20 protein-coding genes and 2 tRNA genes are annotated in these 25,859 nt (G+C 76.0%); 7 read left to right on the forward strand and 15 right to left on the reverse strand.

The genetic code is table 11. From position 1 onward, the window contains the following. Positions 1-225: 225 nt before the first annotated feature. Entirely contained in the window at positions 226-2,109 is a 1,884-nt protein-coding gene (gene folP, locus ACYQ02_RS00855) for a dihydropteroate synthase (RefSeq protein WP_460038540.1), read from the forward strand. 60 nt (positions 2,110-2,169) lie between these two features. Here folP and ACYQ02_RS00860 read toward each other — a convergent pair whose 3' ends face one another. The 6 genes from ACYQ02_RS00860 to ACYQ02_RS00885 all read right to left on the reverse strand — a co-directional run bounded on the left by ACYQ02_RS00860 (position 2,170) and on the right by ACYQ02_RS00885 (position 5,372). Then, on the reverse strand, positions 2,170-2,928 hold the full coding sequence (locus ACYQ02_RS00860; protein ID WP_460038541.1) for a RibD family protein: 759 nt from the start codon (positions 2,926-2,928) through the stop codon (positions 2,170-2,172). Positions 2,929-3,296: 368 nt separating this feature from the next. After that, a tRNA-Leu gene (locus ACYQ02_RS00865) sits at positions 3,297-3,379 on the reverse strand. A 73-nt stretch (positions 3,380-3,452) separates the two neighbouring features. After that, positions 3,453-3,536: transfer RNA gene (locus ACYQ02_RS00870), tRNA-Leu, on the reverse strand. A gap of 83 nt (positions 3,537-3,619) precedes the next feature. Continuing rightward, the gene (locus ACYQ02_RS00875) at positions 3,620-4,246 is read right to left on the reverse strand and encodes a lytic transglycosylase domain-containing protein (RefSeq protein WP_460038542.1); all 627 of its coding nucleotides are present in this window, start codon (positions 4,244-4,246) and stop codon (positions 3,620-3,622) included. Then, the gene (gene coaE / locus ACYQ02_RS00880) at positions 4,240-5,175 is read right to left on the reverse strand and encodes a dephospho-CoA kinase (protein WP_460038543.1); all 936 of its coding nucleotides are present in this window, start codon (positions 5,173-5,175) and stop codon (positions 4,240-4,242) included. Before coaE ends, ACYQ02_RS00875 begins: the two co-directional genes overlap by 7 nt. Further along, complete coding sequence (locus tag ACYQ02_RS00885; protein ID WP_460038544.1) at positions 5,172-5,372, reverse strand: hypothetical protein; 201 nt, start codon at positions 5,370-5,372, stop codon at positions 5,172-5,174. Before ACYQ02_RS00885 ends, coaE begins: the two co-directional genes overlap by 4 nt. Before the next feature lie 517 nt (positions 5,373-5,889). Between ACYQ02_RS00885 and ACYQ02_RS00890 the strand changes: the two genes are divergently transcribed. From ACYQ02_RS00890 to ACYQ02_RS00900, 3 genes are all read left to right on the forward strand, one after another. Continuing rightward, positions 5,890-6,762 (forward strand): cell wall hydrolase, encoded by an 873-nt coding sequence (locus ACYQ02_RS00890; protein ID WP_460038545.1) that lies wholly within the window; start codon positions 5,890-5,892, stop codon positions 6,760-6,762. A 327-nt stretch (positions 6,763-7,089) separates the two neighbouring features. After that, entirely contained in the window at positions 7,090-7,947 is an 858-nt protein-coding gene (locus tag ACYQ02_RS00895) for a cell wall hydrolase (protein WP_460038546.1), read from the forward strand. Between the two features lie 229 nt (positions 7,948-8,176). Next, positions 8,177-8,845, forward strand: coding sequence for a hypothetical protein (locus ACYQ02_RS00900; RefSeq protein WP_460038547.1), 669 nt, complete (start codon positions 8,177-8,179; stop codon positions 8,843-8,845). Between the two features lie 221 nt (positions 8,846-9,066). Here the strand turns inward: ACYQ02_RS00900 and mutM are convergent, their stop codons facing one another. The 5 genes from mutM to ACYQ02_RS00925 form a co-directional block, all read right to left on the reverse strand. Then, the gene (gene mutM, locus ACYQ02_RS00905; RefSeq protein ID WP_460038548.1) at positions 9,067-10,146 is read right to left on the reverse strand and encodes a bifunctional DNA-formamidopyrimidine glycosylase/DNA-(apurinic or apyrimidinic site) lyase; all 1,080 of its coding nucleotides are present in this window, start codon (positions 10,144-10,146) and stop codon (positions 9,067-9,069) included. Next, positions 10,139-13,252, reverse strand: a complete 3,114-nt coding sequence (gene polA, locus ACYQ02_RS00910) for a DNA polymerase I (RefSeq protein ID WP_460038549.1) — start codon at positions 13,250-13,252, stop codon at positions 10,139-10,141. Before polA ends, mutM begins: the two co-directional genes overlap by 8 nt. A gap of 347 nt (positions 13,253-13,599) precedes the next feature. Continuing rightward, positions 13,600-15,381 (reverse strand): S8 family serine peptidase, encoded by a 1,782-nt coding sequence (locus ACYQ02_RS00915; protein WP_460038550.1) that lies wholly within the window; start codon positions 15,379-15,381, stop codon positions 13,600-13,602. Positions 15,382-15,788: 407 nt separating this feature from the next. Further along, on the reverse strand, positions 15,789-17,378 hold the full coding sequence (locus tag ACYQ02_RS00920) for a DUF4349 domain-containing protein (RefSeq protein WP_460038551.1): 1,590 nt from the start codon (positions 17,376-17,378) through the stop codon (positions 15,789-15,791). After that, positions 17,375-18,040, reverse strand: coding sequence for an RNA polymerase sigma factor (locus ACYQ02_RS00925; RefSeq protein ID WP_460038552.1), 666 nt, complete (start codon positions 18,038-18,040; stop codon positions 17,375-17,377). The genes ACYQ02_RS00920 and ACYQ02_RS00925 overlap by 4 nt, the downstream gene beginning before the upstream one ends. A 107-nt stretch (positions 18,041-18,147) precedes the next feature. Here ACYQ02_RS00925 and ACYQ02_RS00930 point away from each other — a divergent pair, with 107 nt between their 5' ends. After that, positions 18,148-19,578, forward strand: coding sequence for a glycosyltransferase family 4 protein (locus tag ACYQ02_RS00930; protein WP_460038553.1), 1,431 nt, complete (start codon positions 18,148-18,150; stop codon positions 19,576-19,578). 10 nt (positions 19,579-19,588) lie between these two features. Here the strand turns inward: ACYQ02_RS00930 and ACYQ02_RS00935 are convergent, their stop codons facing one another. After that, positions 19,589-20,581: a M23 family metallopeptidase gene (locus tag ACYQ02_RS00935; RefSeq protein WP_460038554.1), complete on the reverse strand. Its 993-nt coding sequence runs from the start codon at positions 20,579-20,581 to the stop codon at positions 19,589-19,591. Between the two features lie 116 nt (positions 20,582-20,697). Beyond that, entirely contained in the window at positions 20,698-21,333 is a 636-nt protein-coding gene (locus tag ACYQ02_RS00940) for a hypothetical protein (RefSeq protein WP_460038555.1), read from the reverse strand. A 525-nt stretch (positions 21,334-21,858) separates the two neighbouring features. On the opposite strand from ACYQ02_RS00940, the gene ACYQ02_RS00945 reads away from it, so the two are divergent. Continuing rightward, positions 21,859-23,817, forward strand: coding sequence for a hypothetical protein (locus ACYQ02_RS00945; protein ID WP_460038556.1), 1,959 nt, complete (start codon positions 21,859-21,861; stop codon positions 23,815-23,817). 102 nt (positions 23,818-23,919) lie between these two features. Further along, positions 23,920-24,813, forward strand: a complete 894-nt coding sequence (locus ACYQ02_RS00950) for a CAP domain-containing protein (RefSeq protein ID WP_460038557.1) — start codon at positions 23,920-23,922, stop codon at positions 24,811-24,813. Positions 24,814-25,023: 210 nt separating this feature from the next. Here the strand turns inward: ACYQ02_RS00950 and ACYQ02_RS00955 are convergent, their stop codons facing one another. After that, positions 25,024-25,344, reverse strand: a complete 321-nt coding sequence (locus ACYQ02_RS00955; protein WP_460038558.1) for a hypothetical protein — start codon at positions 25,342-25,344, stop codon at positions 25,024-25,026. Between the two features lie 113 nt (positions 25,345-25,457). Beyond that, a complete protein-coding gene (locus ACYQ02_RS00960) occupies positions 25,458-25,760 on the reverse strand; it encodes a cytochrome C oxidase subunit IV family protein (protein WP_460038559.1) in 303 nt (100 codons plus the stop codon). Positions 25,761-25,859 lie beyond the last annotated feature (99 nt).

The following is a 25,859-nucleotide window of genomic DNA, read 5'->3' on the forward strand; positions in this document are numbered from 1 at the left end:
CTCCCCCGGCCGCCGGCATCCCCGCGGTTCGGCCCGCCGGCCCCGGTCCTGCTATCATGGGGACGAACGCGGCAGGCTCGCGGCGGGGTGGCGGCCCAGCTTGCGGCGGGGCCGCGGCACGACTCGGCGGGGTCGCGGCCCGGCTCGCAGCCGGATGGCGGCCCGGCGCCAGCGCCGCCCGCTCCGGCCCCCGTCCCGCGGCCCGCCCACCCGAGGAGGATGCCCGTGCGGCTGGTGGACCAATGGCGGCGCGCCCTGGCCCGGGCGCGCCGGGGGGAACTGGCCGTCCTGCGCCAGCCCTGGAACCGGCCTGTCCCCGACGGGACCGTGGCCCCGTATCTGGTGAAGGTGCTCTGCGCGGACGAAGGCCGCCTGGCGGCCTGGGGCACCCGCTACGGCCTCCCCGCCCGCGGGATCTGCCACCACGGCCGCCTCCCCCACTTCGACCTCTGGGGGCCGCTGGCCGAGCGGGCCTGGGCCGAGCTGGCCCCCGCCACCCTGGGAACCGCGGCCCGCGGCAACCCCTCCGGCAGCGCAGGGATGCCATCGCCCGCAGCGCTGGTGCCGCCCGCCGTCCCGCCGCGGCCGAACCCCGAGCAAGGAGGAGCCTCGCCCGTGAAGGATCCCGAACCCGCCCGCCCCGGCCCCAGCACCGCCGCCCCTTCGCCGGCGCCGGCCTCCCGGCCCGGCCGCGCCGTGCCCGGGCCCGTGGTCGCCGTCCACCGGGGGCCCTGGCCCGCCGGCGACACCGCCGCCCGGCTGGTCCGGACGGGATGGCCCGGCGCCAGGGCCCTCTACGACCGCTGGTTCCACGTGTTCGAGATCGCGCCCCTGGCCCCCGACCAGGCCCGGCAGCTGGCCCACGAGGCCGCCAGCCGCACCGGGTTCGCCACCTGGCGCCCCTACGCCGGCGCGGCCAGCCTCCTGCTGGGCGGCCCCGTGGGCACCCTGTGGCAACTGGCCCGGGAATGGGCCGGGGCTGGCCGCGCCCTGGCCCGGGCCCTGCTCTCCCTGCCCTTCGGCCACGGCGCCGGTGCGGCCGCGCCCGCCGGCGCGGCCGCACCGGCGGGGGCCGGCCCCGCCGGTTCCACCGCAGCGCCCGGCGACGGGCATGGCGGGCCCTTCCCCGGCATCGGGCCGGTGCCCGTGGCCGGCGGGCCCCGCCGGGTCGACTTCCGCGGGCGTTCCCTGGTCTTCGGCCAGCGCACCCTGATCATGGGCGTGCTCAACGTGACGCCCGACTCCTTCTCCGACGGCGGCCGCTACAACGCCCCCGACCGCGCCCTGCGGCGCGCCCTGGAGATGGTGGCCGAAGGCGTCGACCTGATCGACGTGGGCGCCGAAAGCGCCAACATCGCCGCCTCCAAGCCGGAGCTGGAGGAGGAGCTGGCGCGGCTGATCCCCGTGGTGGAGCGGCTGGTCCGGGAGGTGGACGTGCCCATCTCCATCGACACCTACAAGGCCCCCGTGGCAGAGGCGGCCCTCCAGGCCGGCGCCCACATCATCAACGACATCAGCGGCCTGCACGCCGACCCGGACCTGGCCGCCGTCTGCGCCCGCTACGGGGCCGGCGTGGTGATCATGCACCTGCAGGGCCACCCCCGGAACCTGACCCGGGATCCCCAGTACGAAGATGTGGTGCTGGACATCGCCCGCTACCTGCAGGAGGGAATCGACCGGGCGCTGCAGGCGGGGGTGCGGCCGGAGGCCATCGTGGTCGACCCCGGCATCGGCGTGGGCAAGCGCACCCGCCACAACCTGGAGATCCTCGAGAACCTGGGCGCCTTCCGCAGCCTGGGCTATCCCGTCCTGCTGGGCGCCTCCCGCACGTCGGTCATCGGCAACGTGCTGGAGACCCCCATCGGCGACCGGCTGGAGGGCACCCTGGCCACCACCGCCCTGGCCGCGGTCCACGGCGCCGACATGGTCCGGGTCCACGACATCCGGGCCAACGCCCGGGTCGCCCGCATGGCCGACGCCCTGGTCCGGGGATGGGACGAACCGGCCGCCGGCTGGCCCTTCGACGCCGTGACGGGGAAGCAACGGCGCCCCCTGCGGGAGCTGGGCCGCCTGCCCGCGGGGCCCGGCGCGGAGGATCGTCAGGCCTGAGTCCCTGAGGGCCGCGCGCCAGCCCTGCACCAGCCGGACGCTACCCGGCCGACGACACCCTCAGTCCAGCACGTGGTAGCGCAGGTACAGCTCGCCCTCGTGGAAGAAGGCGCTGGCCAGGCTCAACCGGACCAGGGGCTCCAGCGGGTGGGGCCCCATCACCATGGTCTTGTCGCCCTCATCGCCGACGATCTTCGGCGCCACGGTCCAGAACAGCTCGTCCACCACACCGGCCTCCAGCATGGCGAAGTTGACCGTCGGGCCGCCCTCGCTCAGCAGCCGGCGGATGCCGTACCGCTCGCGCAGCAGGGCCAGGGCCGCCCGCATCTCCACCTTCTCCTCGCCGGCGAAGGCCACGTCCGCCACCTGCTGCACCGCTTCGACCTTGTCGGCGGGCGCGGCCCGCCGCGTCAGCACCAGGGGCCGGCGGGGCGCTTCCCGGAAGAAGCGGGCGTCCAGGGGCAGGTCGCAGGAGCCCGTGATGACCACCGGCAGGGGCTGGGCGGGCAGGCCCCGGGCCTGGCGGCGCTCGGCGTATCCATCGGGCACCCGCGGCGGGACGTCGTAGGCGCGGACGGTCCCGGCCCCGCGCAGGACCGCGTCCACCGGCGCCCGCAGGCGCGCCATCAGGCCGTGGTCGACCTTGCTGCCGATGGGCTCCTTGATGGCGCCCCGGCCCATGGTGACCTTCCCGTCCACCGTGGAGACCATGTTGACCAGCACGTAGGGCCGGTGGGGCGGCCCATCGGGCAGGTCCAGGTCGTCGTAGATGGCCAGGGGATCGGGCCACGGCCGCGCCTCGGGGTAGAGCTGCTGCACCGGGATCACCTGCCTTGGATCTGGTTTGACCTTCCAGGACGGGGTTCCGGCTCGATCTTATCGTTGCCCGGGGGCGGGTGCCAGCGCCACGGGCGGGTCACCTGCCGCGCCACGGCCACTGACGGTGAGGCGGCCGACAAGCAGCGTGGCGAAAGCGCCATGGGCGGGCCACCGGCTGTGCCACGGCCACGACCACGGGCCACGCCAGGGCCACCACGGGCACCGGGACGGGGCACCCGGCGCCCGCACGATGCCCAGAACGCTCCACCCAAGGAAGGTCGAAAGGGCAGCCTGGAAGGCGCGGGGCCGATAAAAACGCCGGGCGGCGTGGCTGCCGCCACGCCGCCCGGCGTGCCCGTTGCCTGCTGTGCGAGGGGCGGGACTCGAACCCGCACGGGATAAACCCACACGCCCCTCAAACGTGCCTGTCTGCCAGTTCCAGCACCCTCGCACGGCCGCCCGGCTGTTCATGAAGGAACTCCGGGCTTGGATGGGAAAGGCGGACAGGATCACCTGTCCGCCGGTGCCGAAGGTGGGATTCGAACCCACACGGGCGTAAGCCCACGGCGCCCTGAACACCGCGTGTCTGCCAGTTCCACCACTTCGGCATGTGCCGCGCGCCGGGATCGGCTGCGCAGTTCGTAATATAGCACCTGGCCGGGCCGGGTGCAAGACCCCCGGATCGCTCGCCTCATTCCCGCCCGCGGTCCGGCGCGACGGCGGCGGGCCCCAGCGCCACGGCCAGCTGCCGCACCCGGCCCCACGCGGCCGGCAAGCGCCGGTAGAGCCAGTCGTACACCCGATAGTCCCGCAGCACCCCGGCGACGAAGTGGCGGGTCTCCGGGAAGGGGATGGCCCGCGGGCCCTGGCGCGGGTGCCAGTGGCCCCGGGCGATCCACGTCGCCACCGTACCCTCGCCCCCGTTGTAGGCCGCCAGGGCCGCCACGGGATCGCCGTCGAAGCGCTCCAGCAGGTAGGCCAGGTACCAGCACCCCAGGCGCAGGTTGACCTGCGGCTCGAACAGGCGATCGGGGTGAAAGGAGGCCATGCCGAGGCGGCTCGCCGCCCAGGCCCCGGTCTCGGGCATGATCTGCATCAGCCCCCGCGCCCCCCGCTCCGACACGGCGCCCGGCTCGAAGCCGCTCTCCCGGCGCACCACCGCCGCGACCAGCAGGGGATCGAGACCGCAGGCCCGGGCCTCCCGCCGGATCAACTCCGCCATGGGGACCGGGTAGATCGCATAGAGGACGACGAGCCCCACCAGAACGGCCAGCAGGGCGCCCGCCGCCCATCCCAGCCAGCGGCCGGCGCTCAGCACCGTGGGTCACCCCCGAGGGCGTCATCCCCGGGGTCGCCGGCTTGGGGTCCTTGGGGCGGGTGCGATGGCGGCGCGGGATGGGACAGCGGGCCATCGCCGCCGCCACCCAGCTCCACGCCCGGTGCCGCCGCGGGCGGCTGCGCAGGCGCAGGCGGCTGGGCGGCCCCCGGCGAAGGGGGACCCGCCGCCGGCTTCGCCGCGGCCGGAGGCGCAGCGAGGGCGGGCGGTTCGACCGCCGCGGACGGCACGGGGTCCGCCGGCGGCGCGCCCAGCACGTAACGCCGCCAGGCGCCTTCCACCTGGCGCCGGGTGGCGTCCCAGTCGCCGCCGTTGTCGATCACCACGTGGGCCCGCGCGGCTTTTTCTTCCAGGGGCATCTGGGCCGCCATGCGCCGCTCCAGCTCCTCCACGGACAGGTCGGGGTCCCGCCGGCGCAGCCGTTCCAGCCGGACGGCCTGCGGGGCGGTGACCACCCAGACCTGGTCGACGAGCCCCTCGGCGCCCACCTCGAACAGCAGGGGTACGTCCCAGACCACCGCCGGGTATCGCCCCGCGGCCATCAGGGACTGGATCTGCTCCCACGTGCGCGCCCGGATCGCCGGGTGCACGATGCTCTCCAGGGTCCGGCGGGCCGCCTCGTCCCGGAAGACCCGGCGCCCCAGGGCCCGGCGGTCCAGGGTACCGTCGGGGTGGAGGATCTCCGGGCCGAAGGCCTCCACCAGCCGGGCCAGGGCCGGCTCGCCCGGTTCCACCACCTGGCGGGCGACGGCGTCGGCATCCACCACCGCCGCCCCCAGGGAGGCCAGCAGGCGGGCCACGGCGCTCTTGCCGCTGCCGATCCCGCCCGTCAACCCGATCAGGACGGGCCGGCCCGCGGGCCGCGGCGCGGCGGTGCGGGCGGCGGCACCGTCCCCAGGTCGACCCGTCACAGGTCGACCCGCCGGCCGCCCAGCTTCTCCAGCGAGCTCTCCCGCAGGGGCTTCTCGGAACTGACCGTGAGGCGCCAGCGGCCGCCGTCCAGGGGCTTGATGGCCAGCTCCCCCGTGACGCCCAGGTTCTGGCGCAGCCGCTGCACGGCGGCCTCGAGCTTCTTCGGATCGTCGAACTCCAGGGCCACGACCATCATCTCGGCTTCCTCCCTCCGGGGCACCGTCGCGCCCCTCTGGCCCGCCGCCGGGTTCCACGAGCCGGCCTGCGCCCGCTGACGGGCCGGGTTCCACCGGCCGGCTTTGCGCCAGGCCGGGTTCCACCGGCCGGCACCCGTCCGAGCCCGTCCCCCGGACGAACCGGCCCCAGGGCCGCCGGCCCCGCGGCTCGTGATCCGGGAAACGGGGTGCCGGTGCGGCGCCATGGCGATTATACAGCCCGCGGGCGGGCCCGCGCTGCCCGCGCCGCGCCCTGGACCGCCCGTCCATCGCGCAGCCCCCATCTCCTTGAACCCCGCCTCCTGCACCCCGCGGCCTGCGCGGCCACCCGGCTCGGGGCCGCCATCCCGCGCCAAGCCTGATCCCGATATTTTTCCTATTCTGTTGAACCAAGCCCCGATGACCATGGATTCAATAATGCCGCGTAAATGTCGACTTTTTATAATTTCGACGACAACCGTAGATCGTTGACCTTTTCGCTGACGAGGAGGGAAAGCGATGCGGGCTACAGCGATGGAGCAGGCTACCCCGGCGGCCCGGGTCACCGGCCGGGCCGGCCGGAGCCGGTGGCAGGGCCTGCCCCTGGTGGGCGCGGTCCTGGTACTGGCCTTCGTGCTGTCCGGGCCGACGGCGGCCCTGGCCATCGCCGCGAAGCCCTTGGAGAAGGGCGGTGGCGCCGGGGCGGCGGGGTCCGGTCCGGTGGCCGTGACGGCGAAGGTCTCCCAGGTCGCCGCCGATCGATCCACGATCGCGACGGGCGGCCTGGTGGCGGCAGCCCAGCGGGCCGCCGCCAAGGATGGGGTCGAACCGGAGCGCCGGGGTACGACGGCGGACCGGTCCGATAAGACCGGCGGGGAGAAGGAGCGGTCCACGGGTGTCCAGGCGACCGGCGCTGTGACGGGCAAGGCCCCGCGGGCCGGTTCGTCCCAGGAGAACACCCGCGCCGCCGGGAAGGAAGGCCGCACCGCCGCCACCGCCGCCCAGCGCGGGACGACGGGGCGGGCGATGCACCTCACCCCGCGGGAGCTGCGGCTCCTGGCCCAGATGATCGAGGCCGAGGCGGCCGCGGAGCCCTACGAGGGCAAGGTGGCTGTGGGCGCCGTCATCCTCAACCGCGTCCGCAGCCCCCTGTTCCCGGACACCGTGGAGGAGGTCATCTTCCAGCCCTGGCAGTTCGAGCCGATCCTGAACGGCTGGTTCTGGCGCGAGCCCAGCCCCGCCTCGTGGCGGGCGGCGCGGGACGCGGCGCGGGGCGTGGACCCCACCGGGGGGGCCCTGTACTTCTGGAATCCGGCCAAGTCCGGTTACCAGCCCCACCTGGAGTCGCGGCCCAGCGCCGGTTGGATCGGCAACCACCGCTTCGCCTACTGAAGGCCGTGGGACATCGCGCGATCGCGCAAAGTCGATGAATCCAGCGCAGACGTCAGCGCGGGAACGGTCGACCCGTGGACGCAAGCGCCGGCGGGGGCTCGTGGCAGCCCCCGCCGGCCTTTTTGCATAGCTCGTCGCTCGCCCCATGGTGCGAGCCGAGGCGGACTTACAGTACCTTCCGTGAACTTACGCGAACTGACGGTGAACCTCCCATATCATGCCTCTCCAATGGCCCGGAAACTTTTTGCTAATGCTTACGAATGTTGCGCTTCCCTATAATTCATTTCGTCCATGTTACAACACCATTTCTCCGGGGAGGGAGAGGCATTGGCGAATTCGCGGTGGCGGCGCGCGCTGGCAGGCCTGATGGCCGGGGTGAGCCTGACCGTCCTGGCCGTGATGGGCAGCACGGCCCCGGCGGCGGCAGCCCAGGGCGGCCCGGCCTTTGTGACCCACTACGTCCAGCGCGGCGAGACGGTGTGGCAGATCAGCCGGCGGTACGGCGTGCCGGTCCGGGATATCGTCGCGCTGAACCGCCTGCCGTCGGCCAACGTCGTCTGGGCGGGGACGTACCTGGCGATCCCCAGCGTCGATCGGTACGACATCTACACCGTGCGCCGCGGGGACACCCTCTTCAAGATCGCCCGGGCCTACGGGCTGACGGCCGCCGCCCTGATGGAAGCCAACACCCTGGGCAGCGACCTGATCATGCCCGGGCAGCGGCTCATCGTCCCCCTGGCCGGCTGGCAGGGCAGCACGCCGGCCTACCAGGCGCCGGCGACGACCGCGCCGTCCCGGCCGGTGACCGGCGGGGCCGGTGTGCACGTCAGCGACTACGAGCTGCGCCTGCTGGCCCAGATGGTCGAGGCCGAGGCCGCCGGCGAGCCCTACGTGGGCAAGGTGGCCGTGGCGGCGGTGATCCTCAACCGGGTGAAGAGCCCGCTGTTCCCCGACACGGTGGCGGACGTGCTGTTCGAGCCCTACCAGTTCGAACCGGTCCTGAACGGAACCTTCTGGCAGGAGCCCAGCGCCGAGTCCTGGCAGGCGGCCATCGACGCCGTCAACGGCTGGGACCCCACCGGCGGCGCCCTGTACTTCTGGAACCCGGTCAAGGCGGGCTACCAGCCCTTCCTGGAGAGCCGGCCCAGCGCGGGTTGGATCGGCAATCACCGGTTCGCCTACTGAGGGTTCGGCTACGGAGGGGTCGCCTGCGGAGAACCGGCGCCGCGCCGGTGGAGCCGGACCGGCGGCGCCGGCCCGGGCGAGCCAAGGCGTTGGGTTGCGGCCCGGACCAGCAGGGTTTGCGAAATCGAACGGGGCGGGGGACCATCCCCCGCCCCGCGCCGTTTCCGGGGTTGAGGCGGGGGCGCCGCGGCCAAGCTACGGGTGACAGGCGGAGAAAGGAGCGACCGCCATGACCCCACGCGACGTGAAGGACAATCCCGCCGGGAACGGCAACCGGACCGGCGCATCGCGCGAGGTGGCCAGCGTCTCCGGCCGGGCGACGGGCGCATGGCGCGAGGCGGCCGGCGTTCCCGGTCAGGCGACGGGCGTCCCTCGCGAGACAGCCGTCGCCTCCGGTCCGGCGGCGGGCCCGTTCCCACGGGCCGCGTCACCCGCCGCGGACCGCGCCGGCCCCGGCGCCGGCCATCCCTTGGCCACCGCCGGCGGTTCCGGCCGGGGGCCCGCCGGCGCCGCGGGCGCCCCCGGGGCGGGGCCGGGTCACCCGCAAGGCGGCCGGCGGCCGGTTCAACCCGAACCCGGGGCCCCCGAGCGGGCGGACCTGACGGCGACGGGGGCGCCCGCCTCCTTCACCGACGACGACCGCTGGATCGACGAGCTGGAGGAACTGGCCGACGCCCAGGCCCGGGCCATCGGGGTCCGGCCCCAGGTGGAGTTCGAGATCCCCGGCCTGCGGGTCACCGCCGACATCGGTGGCCCCGAGCCCGGCGCCGCCGCCTACGGGGCCCCCGAGGCCACCCGGGCCGCCCCTGACGCCGGCGGCCCTGCCACCCCGGACACCGCGCAGGACGGCGGCCGCCCCGCCTCCCGACGGCCGGGCGACGGGCCCGCCGGCCGCTGAGCTCGCCGCGCCTCCCCCGCGCCGCCCCAACGCCCCCGCCAGTTCGTCCGGGGGCCGGGGCGACAGGCCTGACAGCCGGGCGGGGGCCGGGCCGGGGCGGTGAGCCGTGCCCGGACGCGCCCCCCGCCGGCCCACCTCATCCCCATGACCCGCCCCCGCCCAGCCCCGCCCCCGCCCCGGACGGGGCGACCGGGCCCTTGAGCCGGTCTCCCCTTCGCCCTTCATCGGGCCCCCGCCGGTTCGTCCGGGGCATGGGCCGGCCGGTCGGGTCCCTCCCCGGGCCCGTGGACCGCTCCCCGTTGTCGGGGCCCCCCATCCGGCGGCGCAGAGGCCGGCTGGCACCGCGGGCAGAAGTGGGCCGTTCGCCCACCCAGGCGCAGGGTGGCGATGGGCGTGCCGCAGCGGGGGCAGGGCTCCCCCGCCCGGTCGTAGACGGCCAGGCACCGGGCAAAGCGGCCCTGCCGGCCCAACCCGTCCCGGTAGTCGGAAAAGGTGGTCCCGCCGGCGTCCACCGCCTCCCGCAGGACGGCGCGGATGGCCCGGACCAGGCGGGCGACCTCCCGGCCCGCCAGCTGACCCGCCGGCCGGGCGGGGTGGATCCGGGCGCGGAACAGGGCCTCGTCGGCGTAGATGTTGCCCAGGCCCGCCACCACCCGCTGATCGAGGAGCAGGGCCTTGATCGGCGCCCGCCGTCCCGCCAGGCCCCGGGCCAGCTCGGCGGCGGAGAAGCGCGGGCCCAAGGGCTCCGGCCCCAGGGTCCGCAGGCCCTCCAGCCCGGGGACGGGACCCGTTCTTCCGGCGCCAGCTCCTCTTCCGGCTTCCCTCGGGCCCGGTGCCAGCGGGTCTTTGTCCAGGAGGTACAACCGGCCGAAGCGGCGGACGTCGGAGAAGCGCAGCTCGTCCCAGGGGACCGGCCCGGCCGGGTTCGACCCGGCCGGGCCGCGATGGGGATCCCCCGCGAGCTCGACGATCACGTGGGTGTGGGGCGGTAGGGGTTCCTCCCGCCGCGCCAGGGTGAGGCGGCCGGTCATCCGCAGGTGGATGACCAGCCAGCGCCGGCCGCCGGCCGGTTCGTCCTGCCGGGACGCGCCGTCCCCGTCCCGGGCGAACTCCACGATCAGGTACTTGCCGCGGCGGGTGAAACGGTGGAACCGGGCCCCCCGCAGGGCCCGGTCCAGGGCGGCGGGCGTCGCCCCGACCACCACCTCCGGGCGCAGCACCCGGACGCCGGCGACCCGGACGCCCGACAGGTGCTGCTCCAGATCGCGCCGGATGGTCTCCACCTCCGGGAGCTCAGGCACCGGCGTCGATCGCCTCCATCTCGTACCAGTTGGCGCCCGCCTTGACCTCCACCACCAGAGGCACGTCGAGGCGGAAGGCCCCCTCCATCTCCCGGCGCAACAGGGCGGCGACGGCGTCCACCTCGGCCTCCGGCGCCTCCACCAGGAGCTCGTCGTGGACCTGGAGGACGATGCGGGCCCGCAGCCCCTCGGCCCGCAGGGCCTGGTGGACGCGGATCATCGCCAGCTTCATGATGTCCGCCGCCGTGCCCTGGATCGGGGTGTTGATGGCGACCCGCTCGGCGTTCTGGCGGATGTGGTAGACCCGGTGCCGGATCTCCGGCACGGGGCGGCGCCGCCCCAGCAGGGTCGTCACCTCGCCGTGTTGCCGCGCCCGCCGCACCATCTCCTCCATGTACCGCTTGACCCCGGGATAGCGCTCGAAGTAGCGGTCCATGAAGCGGCGGGCGTCGGCCCGGTCGATACGCAGGGCCCGGGCCAGGCCGAAGTCCGTCTGGCCGTAGGCGAGGCCGAAGTTGACCGCCTTCGCCACCCGGCGCTGCTCGGGCGTCACCTGCGCCAGGGGCACGCCGAAGATCTCGCTGGCCGTGCGGGCGTGGACGTCCTGGCCCTGGGCGAAGGCCTCCACCAGGCCGGGGTCGCCGCTGTAGTGGGCCAGGACCCGCAGCTCGATCTGGGAGTAGTCGGCCGCCACCAGCCGGTGGCCCGCCGGCGCCACGAAGGCGCGGCGCAGGGAGCGGCCGGGTTCGTCCCGGATCGGGATGTTCTGCAGGTTGGGCTGGGTGCTGGAGAGCCGGCCCGTGGCGGCCACCGTCTGCTGGAAGGTGGTGTGGACCCGGCCGTCGGGGCCGATGTGCTCGGCCAGGCCGTCCACGTAGGTCCCCTGCAGCTTGACCAGGGACCGGTACTCCAGCACCAGCTCGGCGATGGGGTGGTGGGCCGCCAGGGTCTCCAGCACCTCGGCGTCGGTGGAGTAGCCCGTCTTCGTCTTCTTCACCACCGGCAGGCCCAGCCGCTCGAAGAGGATCTGGCCCAGCTGCTGGGTCGAGTTGATGTTGAAGGTCTCGCCCGCCAGCTCGTAGATCTGCTCGGCCAGCTCCTGGCTGCGCCGGGTGAAGAGGCGGCCCAGTTCCTCCAGCTGGCGCCGGTCGACGGCGATCCCGGCCTCCTCCATGGCGGCCAGCACGGGCACCAGGGGCAGCTCGATCTCCCGGTAGACCCGCTCCAGGCCCCGGGCCGCCAGCTCCGCTTCCACGGCCTCCCGCAGCCGGGCGCACAGGGCCGCGTCCCGGCCCAGCAGGGCCACCGTCCGGCAGGCGGGGTCGGTCGGCCGGTCGGCAGGCCCCTCCTCCAGGTCCCAGCCGAAGAACTGGCGGGCCGTGTCCACCAGGTGGTAGCGGTTGCGCACCGGGTCGAGCAGGTAGGCGGCCAGTTTGAGGTCGGCCGCCGGGGCCCCGGCTGGGCCACCCGACGGGCCGCCCGCCGCCGCGGAGTGGCGCAGGAACAGCCGGCACAGGGGTTTGAGGTCGAACCCGGCCAGCGGCCGGCCCGCCAGGGCCTCCAGGATGGCCCCGGCCGCCGGGGCGGCGCCCGGGTCCCCGTCGTCCCCGGCCAGCCAGGCGGCCGCCCGCTGGCCCACCGCCAGCCCGATCCCCGCCAGGGACGGGCCGGCCGCCCCGGGTGCGGCCTCCCCGGCCTGGGCATCGTCCAACCAGGCCGCCACCACCGTCACCGGTGGAGCCGCGGCACCCGGCCCGTCCGGATCGCGGCCGCCGGCCAGGCTCTCTTCGAGCCACGCCGCCACGGCGCCGGCGGTCAGGGGGGTCACGGTCCCGGGCAGCGGCGCCCCCGGGCCCGGCCCGGCCCCCGGGGCCCCCGCCGTCCGGTCCAGGTCGCCGGCCAGGCCGGGTCCCGCCTCCGGCCCGGTCCCGGCCCCGGCCTCGTCGCCCCCACCGGCGCGGCCCCCGGCCGCACCCGGCTCAGCGGGCTCGGTGGCGAGGCCATCTGCGGCGCCGGCCCGGCCGGTTCCACCGCCGCGGCCGGCATCCCCAGGGCCTTCCGCCGCCCCAGCCGCCCGGCCGGGCTGGCTGAGCCCCAGCCGCTCCACCAGGCTGCGGAATTCCAGCCGCAGCAGCAGGGGCCGCAGCACCCCAGCGTCCGCCGGCCGGCGCCGCCACCGCTCGGGGTCGAAGTCGACGGGGGCATCGGTCCGGATCCGCGCCAGCTCGCGGCTCAGCCGGGCCTGGTCGGCGTACTCCCGCAGGGCCTGGGGCAGCTTCTTGCCGCCGGCGGCCTCGGGGTTGGCCAGCACCGACTCCAGGTCCCCCAGCTGCTGGATCAGCTTCAGGGCCGTTTTCTCGCCGATGCCGGGCACCCCGGGGATGTTGTCCGAGGGATCGCCCATCAGCGCCTTGACGTCCAGGTACTGGGCCGGGTCGATGCCCATCTCCTCCCGGATGCGGGCGGCATCGTAGCGGTGGACGTCGCTGATCCCCCGGCGGGTGAGCAGGGCCTCGACGCCGTCGCCCACCAGCTGCAGGACGTCGCGGTCGCCGGTGACCAGGAGGACCCGGCCCACCCCGGCTTCCCGGGCGCGCCGGGCCAGGGTGCCCAGGAGGTCGTCGGCCTCGAAACCGTCGTGCTCCACCATGGGGATGCCCAGGGCGGACAGGACCTCCTTGACCACCGGGAACTGGCTGCGCAGGTCGTCGGGGGTCTCGGGCCGGTGCCCCTTGTAGGCGGCGTACCGCTCCACCCGGAAGGCCGGCAGGCCGCGGTCGAAGGCCACCACCACGTAGCGCGGCCGCTCCTCCTCCAGCAGGCGCAGGAGCATCGTGAGGAAACCGTAGACGGCGTTGGTCGGCAGGCCGTCGGCCGTGGTCAGCGGCGGCAGGGCGAAGAAGGCCCGGTACATCAAGCTGTGGCCATCCACCAGGACCAGCTTGTCCTCCAGCGCGGCGGGATCGGGCGCCACCAGCGCTGGGGCCGGAGAACGCCGGGTCCCGTTGCGGCTTCCGGGATGCGCCGCCCCGTCGCCGCGGCCCCCGCCTCCGCCCGCAGGGCGGTTCGCGGCCCCGCCCGGGCCGGTCTCCACCCCTTCCCTCATCCCAGTCGTGGAACCCCCAAGCCCGCCGCCGGCCTCGTCGGCCCGGCCGGCGCCCCCCCGCCGGCCGCGGCCGGTGGAACCCCGGGCGGCGCCCCGCGCGGCCCCGCCGCGGTCAAGGTCTGGCTGGCGCTCCCCGTCCATGGGCCTTCCCGCCCCCTCCCGCATGTCCCGTCCGTCCCGTCCATTGTAGCATCGGGCCCGGGTCCCCCGGATGCCGCCGGCGGGCGCACCGCGGCGCCCGCGTCGCCGCGCCGATCTCCCAGGGACGAACCAGCCCCCCGGGGCCGGCCCGGGGGGCTGGAGAGGGGGAGCTTGGCGCCGGGTGCGCCAGCGGAGCGGCCGCCGCCTCAACGGTAGCTGGCGTCCAGGTCGTAGCTGCCGGAGCCGCTGTAGCTGTAGACCTCCACCCGGTACGTGCCGGTGCTGGCGGGCTGGTAGAGGATCTGCTCCTGCCGGGCCGTGCCCTCGGAGCGGGCGACCAGGCGGCCCGCCGGGTCGTACAGGTAGAGGTCGAAGTCGGGGCTGCAGCTCCAGAAGCCGCAGCTGGGGTTGGAGAGCATGTTCATCGTCAGGCCCAGGGGCCGGCTGGCATCGGTCACCGTCACGCTGTAGACGTCGGCGTCGCCGCTGGCGGAGAGGCTGCCCCGCCAGTAGGCGTGCTGCAAGCCGTCGCTGAAGCTGCCGCTGAAGCCCCCAGCCGCCTTGACGGCGTTGTAGGCGATGCTGATGCCGGCGCCCCAGTCGATGTCCTTGCCGGCCGGGCCGAAGTCCTTCCCGTTGCCCGAGGCGGTGAGCAGGCTCTTGACCTGGGAGGGCGTGAGGCCGTAGTTGGCATCCAGCATCAGGGCCGCCGTGCCGGCGATGAAGGGCGTGGCCATGGAGGTGCCGCTGTAGGTGACGTACCCGTTGGTGGAACCGGCCTTGGCCGCCGTGATGTTCCGGCCGGGCGCCGTCACGTCGGGCTTGACCCGGCCGTCGGCGGTCGGCCCGCGGCTGGAGAACTCGGCCAGCACCCACCCCCGCTCGCCGGGGTCGTACACGGCGCCCACGGTGACGGCGCTGGCCGCCGCCCCGGGCGTCCCGATGGTGCAGCGGTTGGGCCCCTCATTGCCCGCGGCGACGACCATCACGATCCCCGCCGCCACGGCGTTGTTGACGGCCGTGGCCAGGGAGTCGGTGCCGTCGGAGCAGCCCGCGGCGCCCAGGGACATGTTGCCGATGCGGATCCCGTAGTTGTCCTTGTTGCGCACCATCCAGTCGATGCCGCTGAGGATCTGGGAGGTGGTGCCGCTGCCCTGCTGGTTCAGCACCTTGATGCCCACCAGGGCGGCGCCGGGCGCCACGCCCGTGTAGGCGCTGTTGCCCTCCCCGGTGCCGGCGGCGATGCTGGCCACGTGGGTGCCGTGACCGTTGTCGTCATAGGGGCTGGTTCGTCCCCGCACGGCGTCGTACCAGCCGATCACCTTGCCGCCGTCCAGGTCGACGTGCCCGGCGTCGATGCCCGTGTCGATCACGGCGATGACCACGTCGGTCCGGGAGTAGGACGCCGGCCGGCCGTCCCGGTCCCCCGTGACGCCGAAGTCGCTGCGGGCCTGCCGGACCCCGGTCCAGGTGGTCGCCGTGTCCAGGTGGGCCTGGACGGTCCGGTCGGGCTCGACGGCCGCCACCTCGGGCTGGCGCGCCAGGGCGCGGATCTGGCCCGGGGTCAGCCGGGCGGCGAAGCCTTCCAGGGCGTGGGACCAGCGAGCCCCGGTGTCAAAGGTCCCCACCGCCTGTTGCCACCGGTCGAGCAGCCGGGCGACGCCGCCGTGACGGGCCAGGGTGCCGGGTTCCAGCCGGACGATCACCCCCAGCCGCTCGCCCGCCGCCGCCGTCGCCAGCAGCGCCTCCAGGTCCTGGCTGATCCGGTCGCCGTCGGTGTCGACGAGGACGGGCGGCACCCGGGCGGGCTCCGGCGCCTTGGCCGCCCGGTCGCCACCGGACCGGCCGGCCTGGGCCGCGGCCCCGGATCCGGCCGAGGCCAGCCGGATGCCCGGGAGGGACAGGGCCTCCTGCCGGCCTGCTCCCTGCCCCGGACCGGCCGCCGGTGCCGAGACCGCCGCCAGGGCCTGGCCCCACGGGATGGCCACCAGAGCGGCGGCCACCAGCCAGGCGACCGCTCGCCGCCGGGACCGGGACGCGCCGGCCCTGGGGACCGGACGGAGCGGCGGCAAAGCGCCGGGAACGTCCGGGCGGGTGCCGGCAGAAGCTGCGGACCCGAGCCCGGCGACGGGTCCCGGGCGGTTGGCGGCCGATGCGGCCCGCCCTCCCGGCCGGCTCGGGTCAACCCCTGTGGGTACGGGACGAACATGGCGACGCCCCACGTGGCATCCCCTCCTTGCAGGATCTGGAGATGCCACATACGCGGCCCGGCCGCCATCTCCTTGGTGCCGCAGGCCCAAAATGCCGGGCCCGGGGTCCCAAGGTTCTCGTGACGCGGTTCACAAGGGCGCCCTTGTCAAGGGGGTTCCTGGGGTCCCGACCCCCGGCGCCGCCGTCACGGGGTCCGGCGCCGCCTCCAGGCGCGCCAGGCCAGGTAGCCGGCGCCCAGCAGGGCCGCGTACGGCAGGGCCGCCGCCCCCGCCACCACGACCCACGCCCCGAGGGCGGCCAGGGACCGCACCGATGCCTGAAGGGCCAGGCGGACCCGGGTGCCGAGGTCGCCGGCGGGCGGCGCGGGCTGCGGCGCCAGGGCCTCCAGGCTGACCTCGATGCGGGCCAGCCGCATCGCCTGGCGCCAGTACCGCACCTGCCCCTCCAGCTGTTCGATCTCGCCCCGGACGCGCCACAGCTCCTGCTCGACCCTGAGCAACTCGTCGACGTCGCCGGAACGCCCCGCCAACTCCCTCAGCCGGTCCTCCTGGGCCCGCAGGTTCTCCAGCCGGGCCTGGGTGTCGACCCACTGGCGCGAGATGTCCTCGGCCGTCATCGCCCGCAGGTCGACCCGGCCGTCCCCGGCCAGGGCGGCCAGCCGGTCCATGGCCTCCTCCAGCCGGGCGTCGGGCACCCGCAGCACCAGGTAGGCGGAACGGGCGGCGCCGACCCCCTCCAGCTGGGCCTGTTCGGTGAAGCCGCCCAGCCGGCGGGCGACGGCCTGGGCCTCGCGGAAGACGGGTTCCACCGCCGGCACGGAGAGGGCCAGCCGTCCCGAGCGGATCAGCCACGGCCCCCCCTCCTCCGCGGCAGAGGTGGTCACGACGCCGTCGCCCGGCTCCCCGGCGGCCGCGCCGGGGTCCGCCTGCGGCAAGCCGGGGGTGCCTTCCCGCCCAGTCCCCGCGGCCAGGTCACCGCCCGTTCCCGCCGCCCGGCCGGCGGGGGCAGCTCCGGACCCCTCCGGCGGCGGGCTGCCGGCGTTCGCCGCCCCGGACGACCCGCCGGGGCCGGGGGCGCCGGCTCCGGGCATCCCGGCCAGCTCGGCCGTCCCCTGCGCCTCCGGGGCGCCGGGCAGCCCGGCCGCCCCCATGCCGTCGACGGCCAGGGGGGGGACCTCCCCCTGGGCAGGGGGCGGGGACCCGGTCACCCCGCCCGCGGCGTCCCACCGCACCACCGTGGTCCACCGGCCGGGAGCGATCAGGGCGGCGAGGCCGGCCGCCACCAGGACCAGGAGGATCGCGGCCGCCGCGGCCAGGGCGGCGGGGGCCGGACGCCGGCTCCGGGCGGGTCCCTGGTCCGGGGACCGTCCGTATCCCGGGAAACGAGCCCCGCGACCGCCGGTGACGCTGGCCGCGTGCACGGGGGTGGAACCGGCCGCAGGCCCCCCGGTCGCCCCACCACCGGGCCCGGCGGTGACCCCGGCTCCGTCTCCAGCGGCGGAACCTGCCTCTTGCCGGGCCGCCGCCACCCGGGCCAGGATCGCCTCGGCCAGCCCGGCCGGGGGCTCCTCCGGCCCCAGGGCGGCCAGGGCCACCCGGGCCTGTTCCTCCGCCCGGACCAGGGCCTCGCAGCGGCGGCAGCGGGCCAGGTGCCGCTCCACCGCCCGCCGGCGCCGGGGCGGCAACAGGGCCCGCCCTTCCTCGTCGAGCCAGGGGTCGGGGTGGCCCCATGGGCCGATCCAGCCTGCGGGGATCTCGATCCAGGGCCATCTCATGGCGTCTCGCCTCCGGTCCCCGGCGCCCAACCGGCCCGGGTCAGGGCGTCTCGCAACAGCAGCCGGCCGCGATGGATCCGGGACCGGACGGTCCCGGGCGGCAGGCCCAGCACGGCGCCGATCTCCTCATAGGACAGGTGGTGCAGATCCCGCAGGACGACCGCCACCCGAAAGGGCTCCGGCAGGGCGGCCAAAGCGGCCGCCACCGCCGCCCGTACCTCCCTGGCCAGCACGGCCCCTGCCGGCGGGGGAGGCCCATCCGCGGCGGCGTCCCGGCCCAGGTCGCCCAGGAGCCGCGGCCGGCGGCGCCGGCGGCGGAGTTCGTCCTGGCAGGTGTTGACGGCGATGCGGTAGAGCCACGTGCGGAACCGGGCCTGGCCGCGGAAGTGGCCCAGCCGGGTGTACACCCGCAGGAAGACCTCCTGGGTGGCGTCCGCCGCGTCGGCAGGCTGCCCCACCAGCCGCAGGCAGAGGTTGTAGACCAGCCCGTGGTGCCGCCGGACCAGCTCCGCGAAGGCATCCTGGTCCCCCTGGCACGCCTGGCGGACCAGGTCCTCGTCGGTCGCGGGGGGCACGGGGACGTCGACGGCATCACCACCGGGCGGGGTGGTCCCTGCAGCCGCGGGCCCGCCGGCCGGTCGCCCGCCCTCGCCGAGGTGCATCGCCGTCCTCCTCTCTGCACCGCCTTGGACGCCCGGAGCCGGCCCCGGGTTCCCGGGACGGCGGCGGATGGGATCGCATAGCCTCCTGGCAACGGGGGGATGGAGCCTTGCACGTCCTGATGCTGACGGCGACCTTCTTCGCCGCAGGGCAGACGACCCACGTCCTCGACCTGGCCCGGGGCCTGGTGCGGCGGGGTCACCGGGTGGACCTCTGGGTGACCCACTCCCGGGGCGGCCGGGACGCCCACGCCGAGACGGTGGCCGCCCTGGAGGCCGGCGGCGTGGCGGTGCGGTTCCTCCCCGCACCGGTGATCGACCGGCGCCTCGGCATCCCGCAGGACCGCTACGACGTGGTGCACGCCCAGTCGTCCTGGTCCTTCGAACTGGCCCGGCGCCTGGCCGCGCTGCTGGGCCTGCCCCTGGTCCTGACCTGCCACGGGCTGGGCCTCGACCAGCCCGCCTACCGCCCCGCCCTCCAGGCGGCCGACCGGCTGATCTGCGTCGGTCCCCGGGTGGCCCGTGACCTGGACGCTTACCGGGCGAAGATCGCCGTCGTGGGCAACGGCGTGGACCTGGAGCGGTTTCGTCCGGGTATTCGCGAAGGCCGCTTCACCCTCCTTTACGCCGGCCGGGTCGACCGCGACAAGCGCCCGGCCGTGGCCGCCTTCCGCCGGGCGGTGCTGGGTCTTCCCCAGGACGTCCAGGTGTGGGCGGCGTCCAACCGGCGGCTGGGCGGCGGCCGCATCCGCAACCTGGGCTGGGTGCCCGACCTGGAGCGGGTGATGGGCCGGGTCCACGTGGTGGTGGGCACGGGGAGGGTGATCCGGGAGGGGCTGGCCGCGGGCGCCGCTTGCCTGGTCCTGGGCCGGGAGTACCACGGGCCCGTGACCCCCGAACAGGTGGAGCGCATGTCCTTTCCCGACTTCAGCGGCAACGGCCGCCGGCTGGGGCCGCCCGATCCGGCGGCCCTGCTCCGCGACCTGCTGCGCCTTTACCGGGACCGGGCCTGGCTGGCCGAACTCATGGCCTTCGGGCGCCGGTATGCGGAAGAGCACCTGAGCCTGGACGCCATGGTCGACCGGACCCTGGCGGTCTACCGGGCGGCCGGCGCCGCGGTCGACCCGGCAGAGGGTGGTGCGGTCGACCACGGCCGGCGGGATCTAGACGAACCGGCCATGCCCGCAGCGGACGAACGGGCCCCGCGGGTCGCCCCTGAGGGGGACGATCCCGCCGCCCCGGAGCCAAATCCGCCCGTGCCGCCCGATCCCCGCGCACCGGCGCCCGACCTGGACGAACCGGCCGCCTCGGAAGCGGGCGAACCGGCCGCCGGGGGTGCGGGCGGACCGGCGCCGTCCCAACCCCGCCCACCGGCGCCGGATCCGGAGGAGCCGGCGCCGGCCGGTGCAGGCGCCCCAGCGAGCAACGCGGGGCCGCCGGCGGCTTGGCCGGCGGCCCCACCAGCGGCCCTGCCCCGGGGAGCCCACGGAGAAGGCTCGCCCGCCGGCCCGGACCCCGCGGACCGGCCGGCCGGGCGGTGACGCGCAGGGCCTAGGGCGACGACCCCCTGGCCTGCCGATCCCGGGTCTTCCCCCTGGTCTTCCCTTTCCCGGCTTTCCCTGCTCCGGCCTCCCCTTTTCCGGTGGCGGCGGTCCTGCCCCCTTCCGCTGCCGCCACCCCTTCCCCTTCCTCCGCCGCCGCCCAGGCCTCCCAGTACCGCAGGTAGGGGTAGGGATTGACGGGCCGTCCCGGCCCGCGGGCCGCGCCGCGGTCCTTGACCCCCGCCTCGGCCGGAGGGGTGCCGGGCCGGTCGCCCTGGCCCGTTCCCCGCTCCAGCCGGCGCAGTTCGAAGTGCAGGTGGGGCCAGAACTTGCCCCGGGTCCCCGGAGGACCGTAGCCGGTGTTGCCGACGAAACCCAGCACCTGGCCCGGCTGCACCGGGCGCCCCACGCCGGTGCCCGGCGCATAGCGGTCCAGGTGGGAGTAGTAGGCGGCATGCCCCGTCCCCGCGAGTTCCACCAGGATGAACCAGCCGCCGTAGGGGCTCCACCCGCGGGCCAGGACCCGCCCGGCCCCCACCGCCCGCACCGGTGTGCCCCGGGCGGCCAGGATGTCGTTGCCCTGATGCCGGCGGGGCCGCGGCCCTGCCGGTGTCCACCGGCGGGGATCGCCGAAGGTGTCCCTGTCGAACTTGTACCGCCCCCGGGGCAGGGGAAACCAAAACCCCGGCCGCAGCAGCCGGGGGTCGAGGTCCGGGTAGTGCGGCCGCACGGTGGCCTCCCAGCGCCGCAAGGCGTCGGCCACGGCACCGGAGACCACGGCACCCGAGACCACGGCGGCCCGGCCCCCCGGCCCCCCGGGCACCGGCGCCGGCCGCATCCCCGGATTTCGCCCGGGCGCCCGCGGCCCGCCCCCTTGACCACCGGCGTCACCGGCGCCGGCCGGCCCCGCCCCCGCCCCCTCCGGGACGCCAGCCCGGGGTGCGGGGGAGCCGCCGGCCTTGAGGTCTCCCCGTTGAAGTCGCCGGTTCTCACCCGCCGCCACGTCAAGCCCCCCTTCCCTTCCTGCCCCTTTGGCCCGGCCGTCCCCGCGGTCCCCGCGACAAGCACGGGGGCCGCACCGCGGCGCGGTGCGGCCCCCGGGGCGGTGCCGCCGGTTCGTCAGGTCGTGGGCGGCACGCACTGCGGGGGGAACAGGTTCTCCGGCGGGCAGACCAGGGGCGGCTGGGGAAGGGTCACGCACGGCGCCGGCACGCAGAAGCCGTAGGCCGGCACCAGCAGCTTCACCAGGGCCTTGGACTGGATCAACAGGCACAGGTTGACCTCGCAGCACACCTGGCCGTTGATGATCACGCAGGGCCCGCACCGCGAGCCGGCCGACTCGCACTGGATGGCGGTCCCCTCCGGCGCGCACAGCAGCACCGTCTTGAGGAACCCGAAGGAGTCCTCGAACTCGGCGATGACGTTGCCGTTGCGTGTGATGGTGAAGTGCATCGTCACCGTGACGATCAGGGTGACGTCGGCAAAGCCCGGGTTGTTGGGGTCCTCCTCCCGCGAGACCTCCTGGCAGGTCACCTGCTCGATGGTGCACTCCACCCGGTCGCTGGGCAGGACCCCGGTAAAGGCCGCCGGGATGGGGAAGCACACGTTCTCCCGGCGATCCGTCTGGAAGCAGAAGTCGTAGACCTTCACCGTCTCGATGCAGACGATCTCCGTGGGCTCGGGGCACCCGTAGACCGGGTCACACGGTCCCGGCACCACCTGATCGACCTGCTGCGCCCGCACTCCGTCGCTCACGACGATCCCTCCTGCCCCTTGGGCGATGATGATCGAGCCCCGCCTGTCCCCCGGTTCCCACGGGTCCCGGGCTCCGGGGAGCATCCCCGGGGCCGGCGCGGGGTCGGCGCCCACCGCGGATCCCGGCAAGGGCCTACCCGGCGTCCCGGCGGAACCCATGGCGAGCCCGGCCGGTCGTCCCGCCTCGCCTGCTACCGCTATATGAGGCGCCCCCCGCGGCCGCCACGGCCGGGGGCGAAGATTGGGTCTTCGCCCGTCGCGAAGGGCCGGAGGCCGCGTCCCCCGGGGCGAGCACCCGGGGCGGGCCGGGCCGGGGGCCCACTCAGGAGCAGGGGCGTCCCGGGATCCAGCCCGGCGCAGCGGCGCCCCGGGGTGGGGTGGGGGGTGGGGCGCGGGCCTGGTGGCGTGCCCCGTTGCGCCAGCACGGCCCAGAGGGATGGATCACCACCGGAGGGGGAGGAGCCGTCATGGGGCAGGCATAGGACCGCCGCCGGCCCTGTAGATCGAAAGCGGGAGGCGGGCGTCATGGGTGACGGCAGGACGGACCCCGCCGGTCGGGGACGTCCCGACCGGGACGGGCTTCTGGACGAACCGGCCCCCGCCGGCACGCCGGGCCGCGACGCCCCGGGGGGCAGGCGCCGCCGCGGTGGCAGCCCGCCGGCGCCCGGTGATGGGGCCGCCGCGCCGGGGCGTGCCGGCCCGCCGGGCCCTGACGCCGGCAAGGGCGGGCCCGGGCCGGCCCCCCGCCCGGGTCCCGGGACGGAGGCCGGCGGGACCGCCTTTACGGTGTGGGAGGGGCTTCTGGGTGCCCCGGAAGGGCCGGGCATGGTGCTGCTCGGCCGCGACCCCGCGGGCCGGCCGTGGGCCTGGCGGCCGCGGCCCGCGTCGCCCGCCTTCCCGGCCTCCCGGCTGCTGGTGGCCGGCCTGGACGGGGACGGTGAGCCCTGGGTCGCAGGGTGGCCGGCCGGGGCCGGCGGCGGGGCCGAGGGGCCGGTCTCCCTCAGCCGGCGCGGCCGGTGGGCTACGTTCTCCTTCCCGGGCCACCGGCCCCCAGGACCGGTCCCCACCCCCCTGGGACCGGCCGGCGGCCCTCCGGCTGCGGGCGGTCCCCCCATCCCGGGCCGCCCTTCGCCGGACCCGGGCCGCGCCGCGGATGGGCCCCGGGGCGGGACCCCCTTGCTCTGGGCCGGCTGGGGCCCGGCCTGCGGCCCCGCGCCGGCCGAGCGCCCCGCGGGCGACCTGGAGGACCACCCGCCGGTGCCATGGATCGTCGTCCACCGGCCGGCCCAGGGGGCCGAACCCGGCAACCTGGAGGTGTGGATCGGGCCGGGCGCAGGGGCGCCGGGATTCGGCGGATGGTTGCGGCTCCGGCCCCTTTGGGGCGAGCGCATCCGCTGGGCCGCCGCTTGCGGCGACCCGGCGGGCCGGGCCGTGTTCGTCCCCTGGTACCGGCTGGGGCCGGTCCCCGGCGCCGGGCACGGCGGCGGGGAATGGCGCGTGCTCTGGTTCGACGGCCGCTGGCGCGACGAGCCGGTGATCCTGGACACCGGGGACGGGACCGGGGCGGCCGCTTCCGCCGAGGCCGCGCCTCCCCCAGCGCCCGGCCAGCCGGCCCGGGGGCCGATCCTGGCGGCGGGCTGGTGCCATCGGGGACAGCCCCTGGTCGTCCTGGCGGCCGCCGCGGAAGACGCCGCCGGGTTCGCCGGCGACGGCGCCGCAAGGGTCGCCGGGCCGCCCGCCCCACGGGCGGCCGGCGATGTGGCGGAACGGGCCTCCGGCGACGGCGACGCGGGCGCGCCGTGCCGCCCGCAGCCGCGGGCCCTCCGCCTGGGCCTGTGGCGGCGGCACGAGACCGGCCACTGGCGAGCCCGCTGGTTCCACCTTCCCCTTGAGCCGGAGGACGGCCCGCTCCCTGGGGCGGCGCCCCCTGCGGCCGCCGGGAGTGCCCCGCCGAGGGGCCGCCCCGGCCCCCGCAGCCTCCCCGCGGACGGGAGTCCGCCCCCTGCCGCCCCCCTCCCCGCCGCCGCGGCCGGTCCGGCCAACCGGGACCGGGCCAGCGCCCTCTTGCTGCGGATGGAGGTGGACGAATCCGGCGGCCTCACCCTCCGGTTGCGGCCACCGGACAACCCGGGGGCGGGCCGGGTGCTGGCGCGCATCACCGCCGGCGGCCAGCTGGAACCGGCCGGGGAGGGCGCGGGTCTGCCCACCCGGGCCTTCGGCGCGAGAGACGCCGGTCCGCCCTCCGGCGCGAGAGACGCCGGCCCCCCCGCCCGCGCCTCCGGCGCGGGAGACGCCGGGCCGCCAGCCGGCGCCCCTCCCGGGGAACGCCCGCCGGACCGCCCCCCGCCGGGGCGCCCCCAGCCGCCGGCCGTCGGCCACCCCGCCCGGCCCCAACGCCCCCGGCCGCCTGGCCCAACCGGCGGGTTCTTCCATCCTGGTCGAATTCTGCCCCCGGAGGCGGGCTCCCGCCGGTCCGGGTCGTGATTCCCTCCCCAGGCGAGCAACAGCTGCCCAGGTCATTTGTCACGGACCAGGGTCGAAGCCGACAATGGATCGTGGGTTCGACTCAATCCGGGGAGGGATTTTATGTCAAAGCGGATCCTGCTTCGCCGGGCGGCCGGCATGGCCGCCGCCGCCCTGCTGGTCGTCTCCGTCGCGGCCACTCCCGCCCAGGCCTCCTGGTACCTGGTGCAAAGGGCCCCGTCGACGCCGGCTCCGGCGCCCTCCGGTGCGCGGCCGATGCCGGAACCGGCACCGGTCACCGCGGCACCCGCCACAGCGCCCGCTTCCGCCCGCCAGCCCGTGCGGGGTTCCTCCGCGGCCGGTACCGGCTTGTACTACGCATGGAAGCTGGCCATCCTGCGCCAGCGCAGCGGCCTGACGTCGCAGCCCACGGCGCCCACCGCGCCCACCCCCACGCCCACCCCGAACCCGGGCGGCTCGGCCGCCCCCACCCGCCCCGGCACGGCCACGCCGGTCCCGGTTCCCGGCCCGGCCTCCGGCCCGTCGTCCTCGGGCGGCGCGGGGTCCGGAACGCCGGCCGCGGCGCCGGCGCCCAGCCCCGCTCCGGCGCCCGCGGGGACGACCCTGACCGCCGCCGAGCGGCATCTGGTCGACCTGGTCAACCAGGCGCGCCGTCAGCACGGCCTGCCGCCGCTGTCCGTGGACCCCGACCTGGTCCGGCTGGCGCGGCTGAAGGCCGAGGACCTCAAAGCCAACGGCTACTTCGCCCACGAGTCGCCGACCTACGGCACACCCTACGCCATGGAGCGGCAGGCCGGCATCGCGGCCCGGGTGATGGGGGCGGAGAACCTGGCCAAGTCCCGGGACGTCGACCGCGCCCACATGCAGCTGATGGCCAGCGAGGGCCATCGCGCCAACATCCTGAACCCGGATCACGACGCCATCGGCGTGGCCGTGGTGCCGATCCCCTACGGCGTCCTGGTGGTCCAGCTCTTCCTGGGCGACCGGTACCGGTGAACGCCCGTCACCGAAAGGGAACCCAGCCGCCAACGCGATGGGCGGCGCCCTGCTGGGCGCCGCCCATCGTCTTCACCGGCCAAGCCCCCGCCGACGGCCGCCCCGTGGCGCCACCGGCCGTTCTGGGGTCGTTCGGGGTAAGGGGTCGTTCTGGGTATAAAGTCGTTCTGGACGCGTCCGGACCGCCTAGCCGCCTAGCCGCCTAGCTGCCTAGCCGCCTTCCCGTCCCCGTCCCGGCCCCGGGCTCCGGCTGCGCCGGCCGCCGGGCAAACCGTCGGTGGCCGGCCCGCGGCCTCGGAGCCCGCTGGCGCCCGGGCCCGAACCATCCCCATCGCGACCGGCGCGACCGGTGCCGTCGCCCGTACCGCCGCCGGGTTCCTCCGGCGGGCGCTGGGCGCCCTTGAGCAGGCGATACGCCCCGACGCCGAGCAGGACGATCAGGCCGTACGTCACGCCCAGCATGATGATCACGAAGGCCTTGGGCAACTGCCCGCCGCTGGTCCAGTGGGTCGCCAGTTCCAAGCCGCCCATGCGCCCCACCCCCGGGGCACGCAGGGCCGCGACAAGCCGTCGCGGCCCTGCGTGCGAGGTGGCCGGTTCGTCCGGCCCCCATCACGTCGGTTTCCCATCACGCCCATTGCCCATCAATAGTCCAGCGAGACGCCGTACCACATGATCAGGGCGAAGATCATCGGCGTCAGGATGACGTAGATCATGTTCAGCTTCTCGAACCGCAGGTGCATGAAGTTGGCCACGATCAACAGCGACTTGAGCAACGTCATCAGCAGCAGGACGCCGACCAGCACCGCCCGGGGGAGGTGGAACAAGACCACGCCGACCTCCAGGACGGTGATCACCAGCAGCCAAAGCCACGTGACGAAGTACAAGCGGTTGCCGTGATCGTGCTCCTGCCCGTGCTCCATCGCCTGCTCGGAAGCTCCGCTCACCAGGCGCCCCTCCTTCCCCCGCCGGCGACCCCGTCGGTCGCCGGCGGCCCTCCCCCTGCACGGCGCGAAGCGCTGGCCTATGCGACCCAGGGGTCCGGG

It is taken from the genome of Thermaerobacter litoralis, from assembly GCF_054654595.1.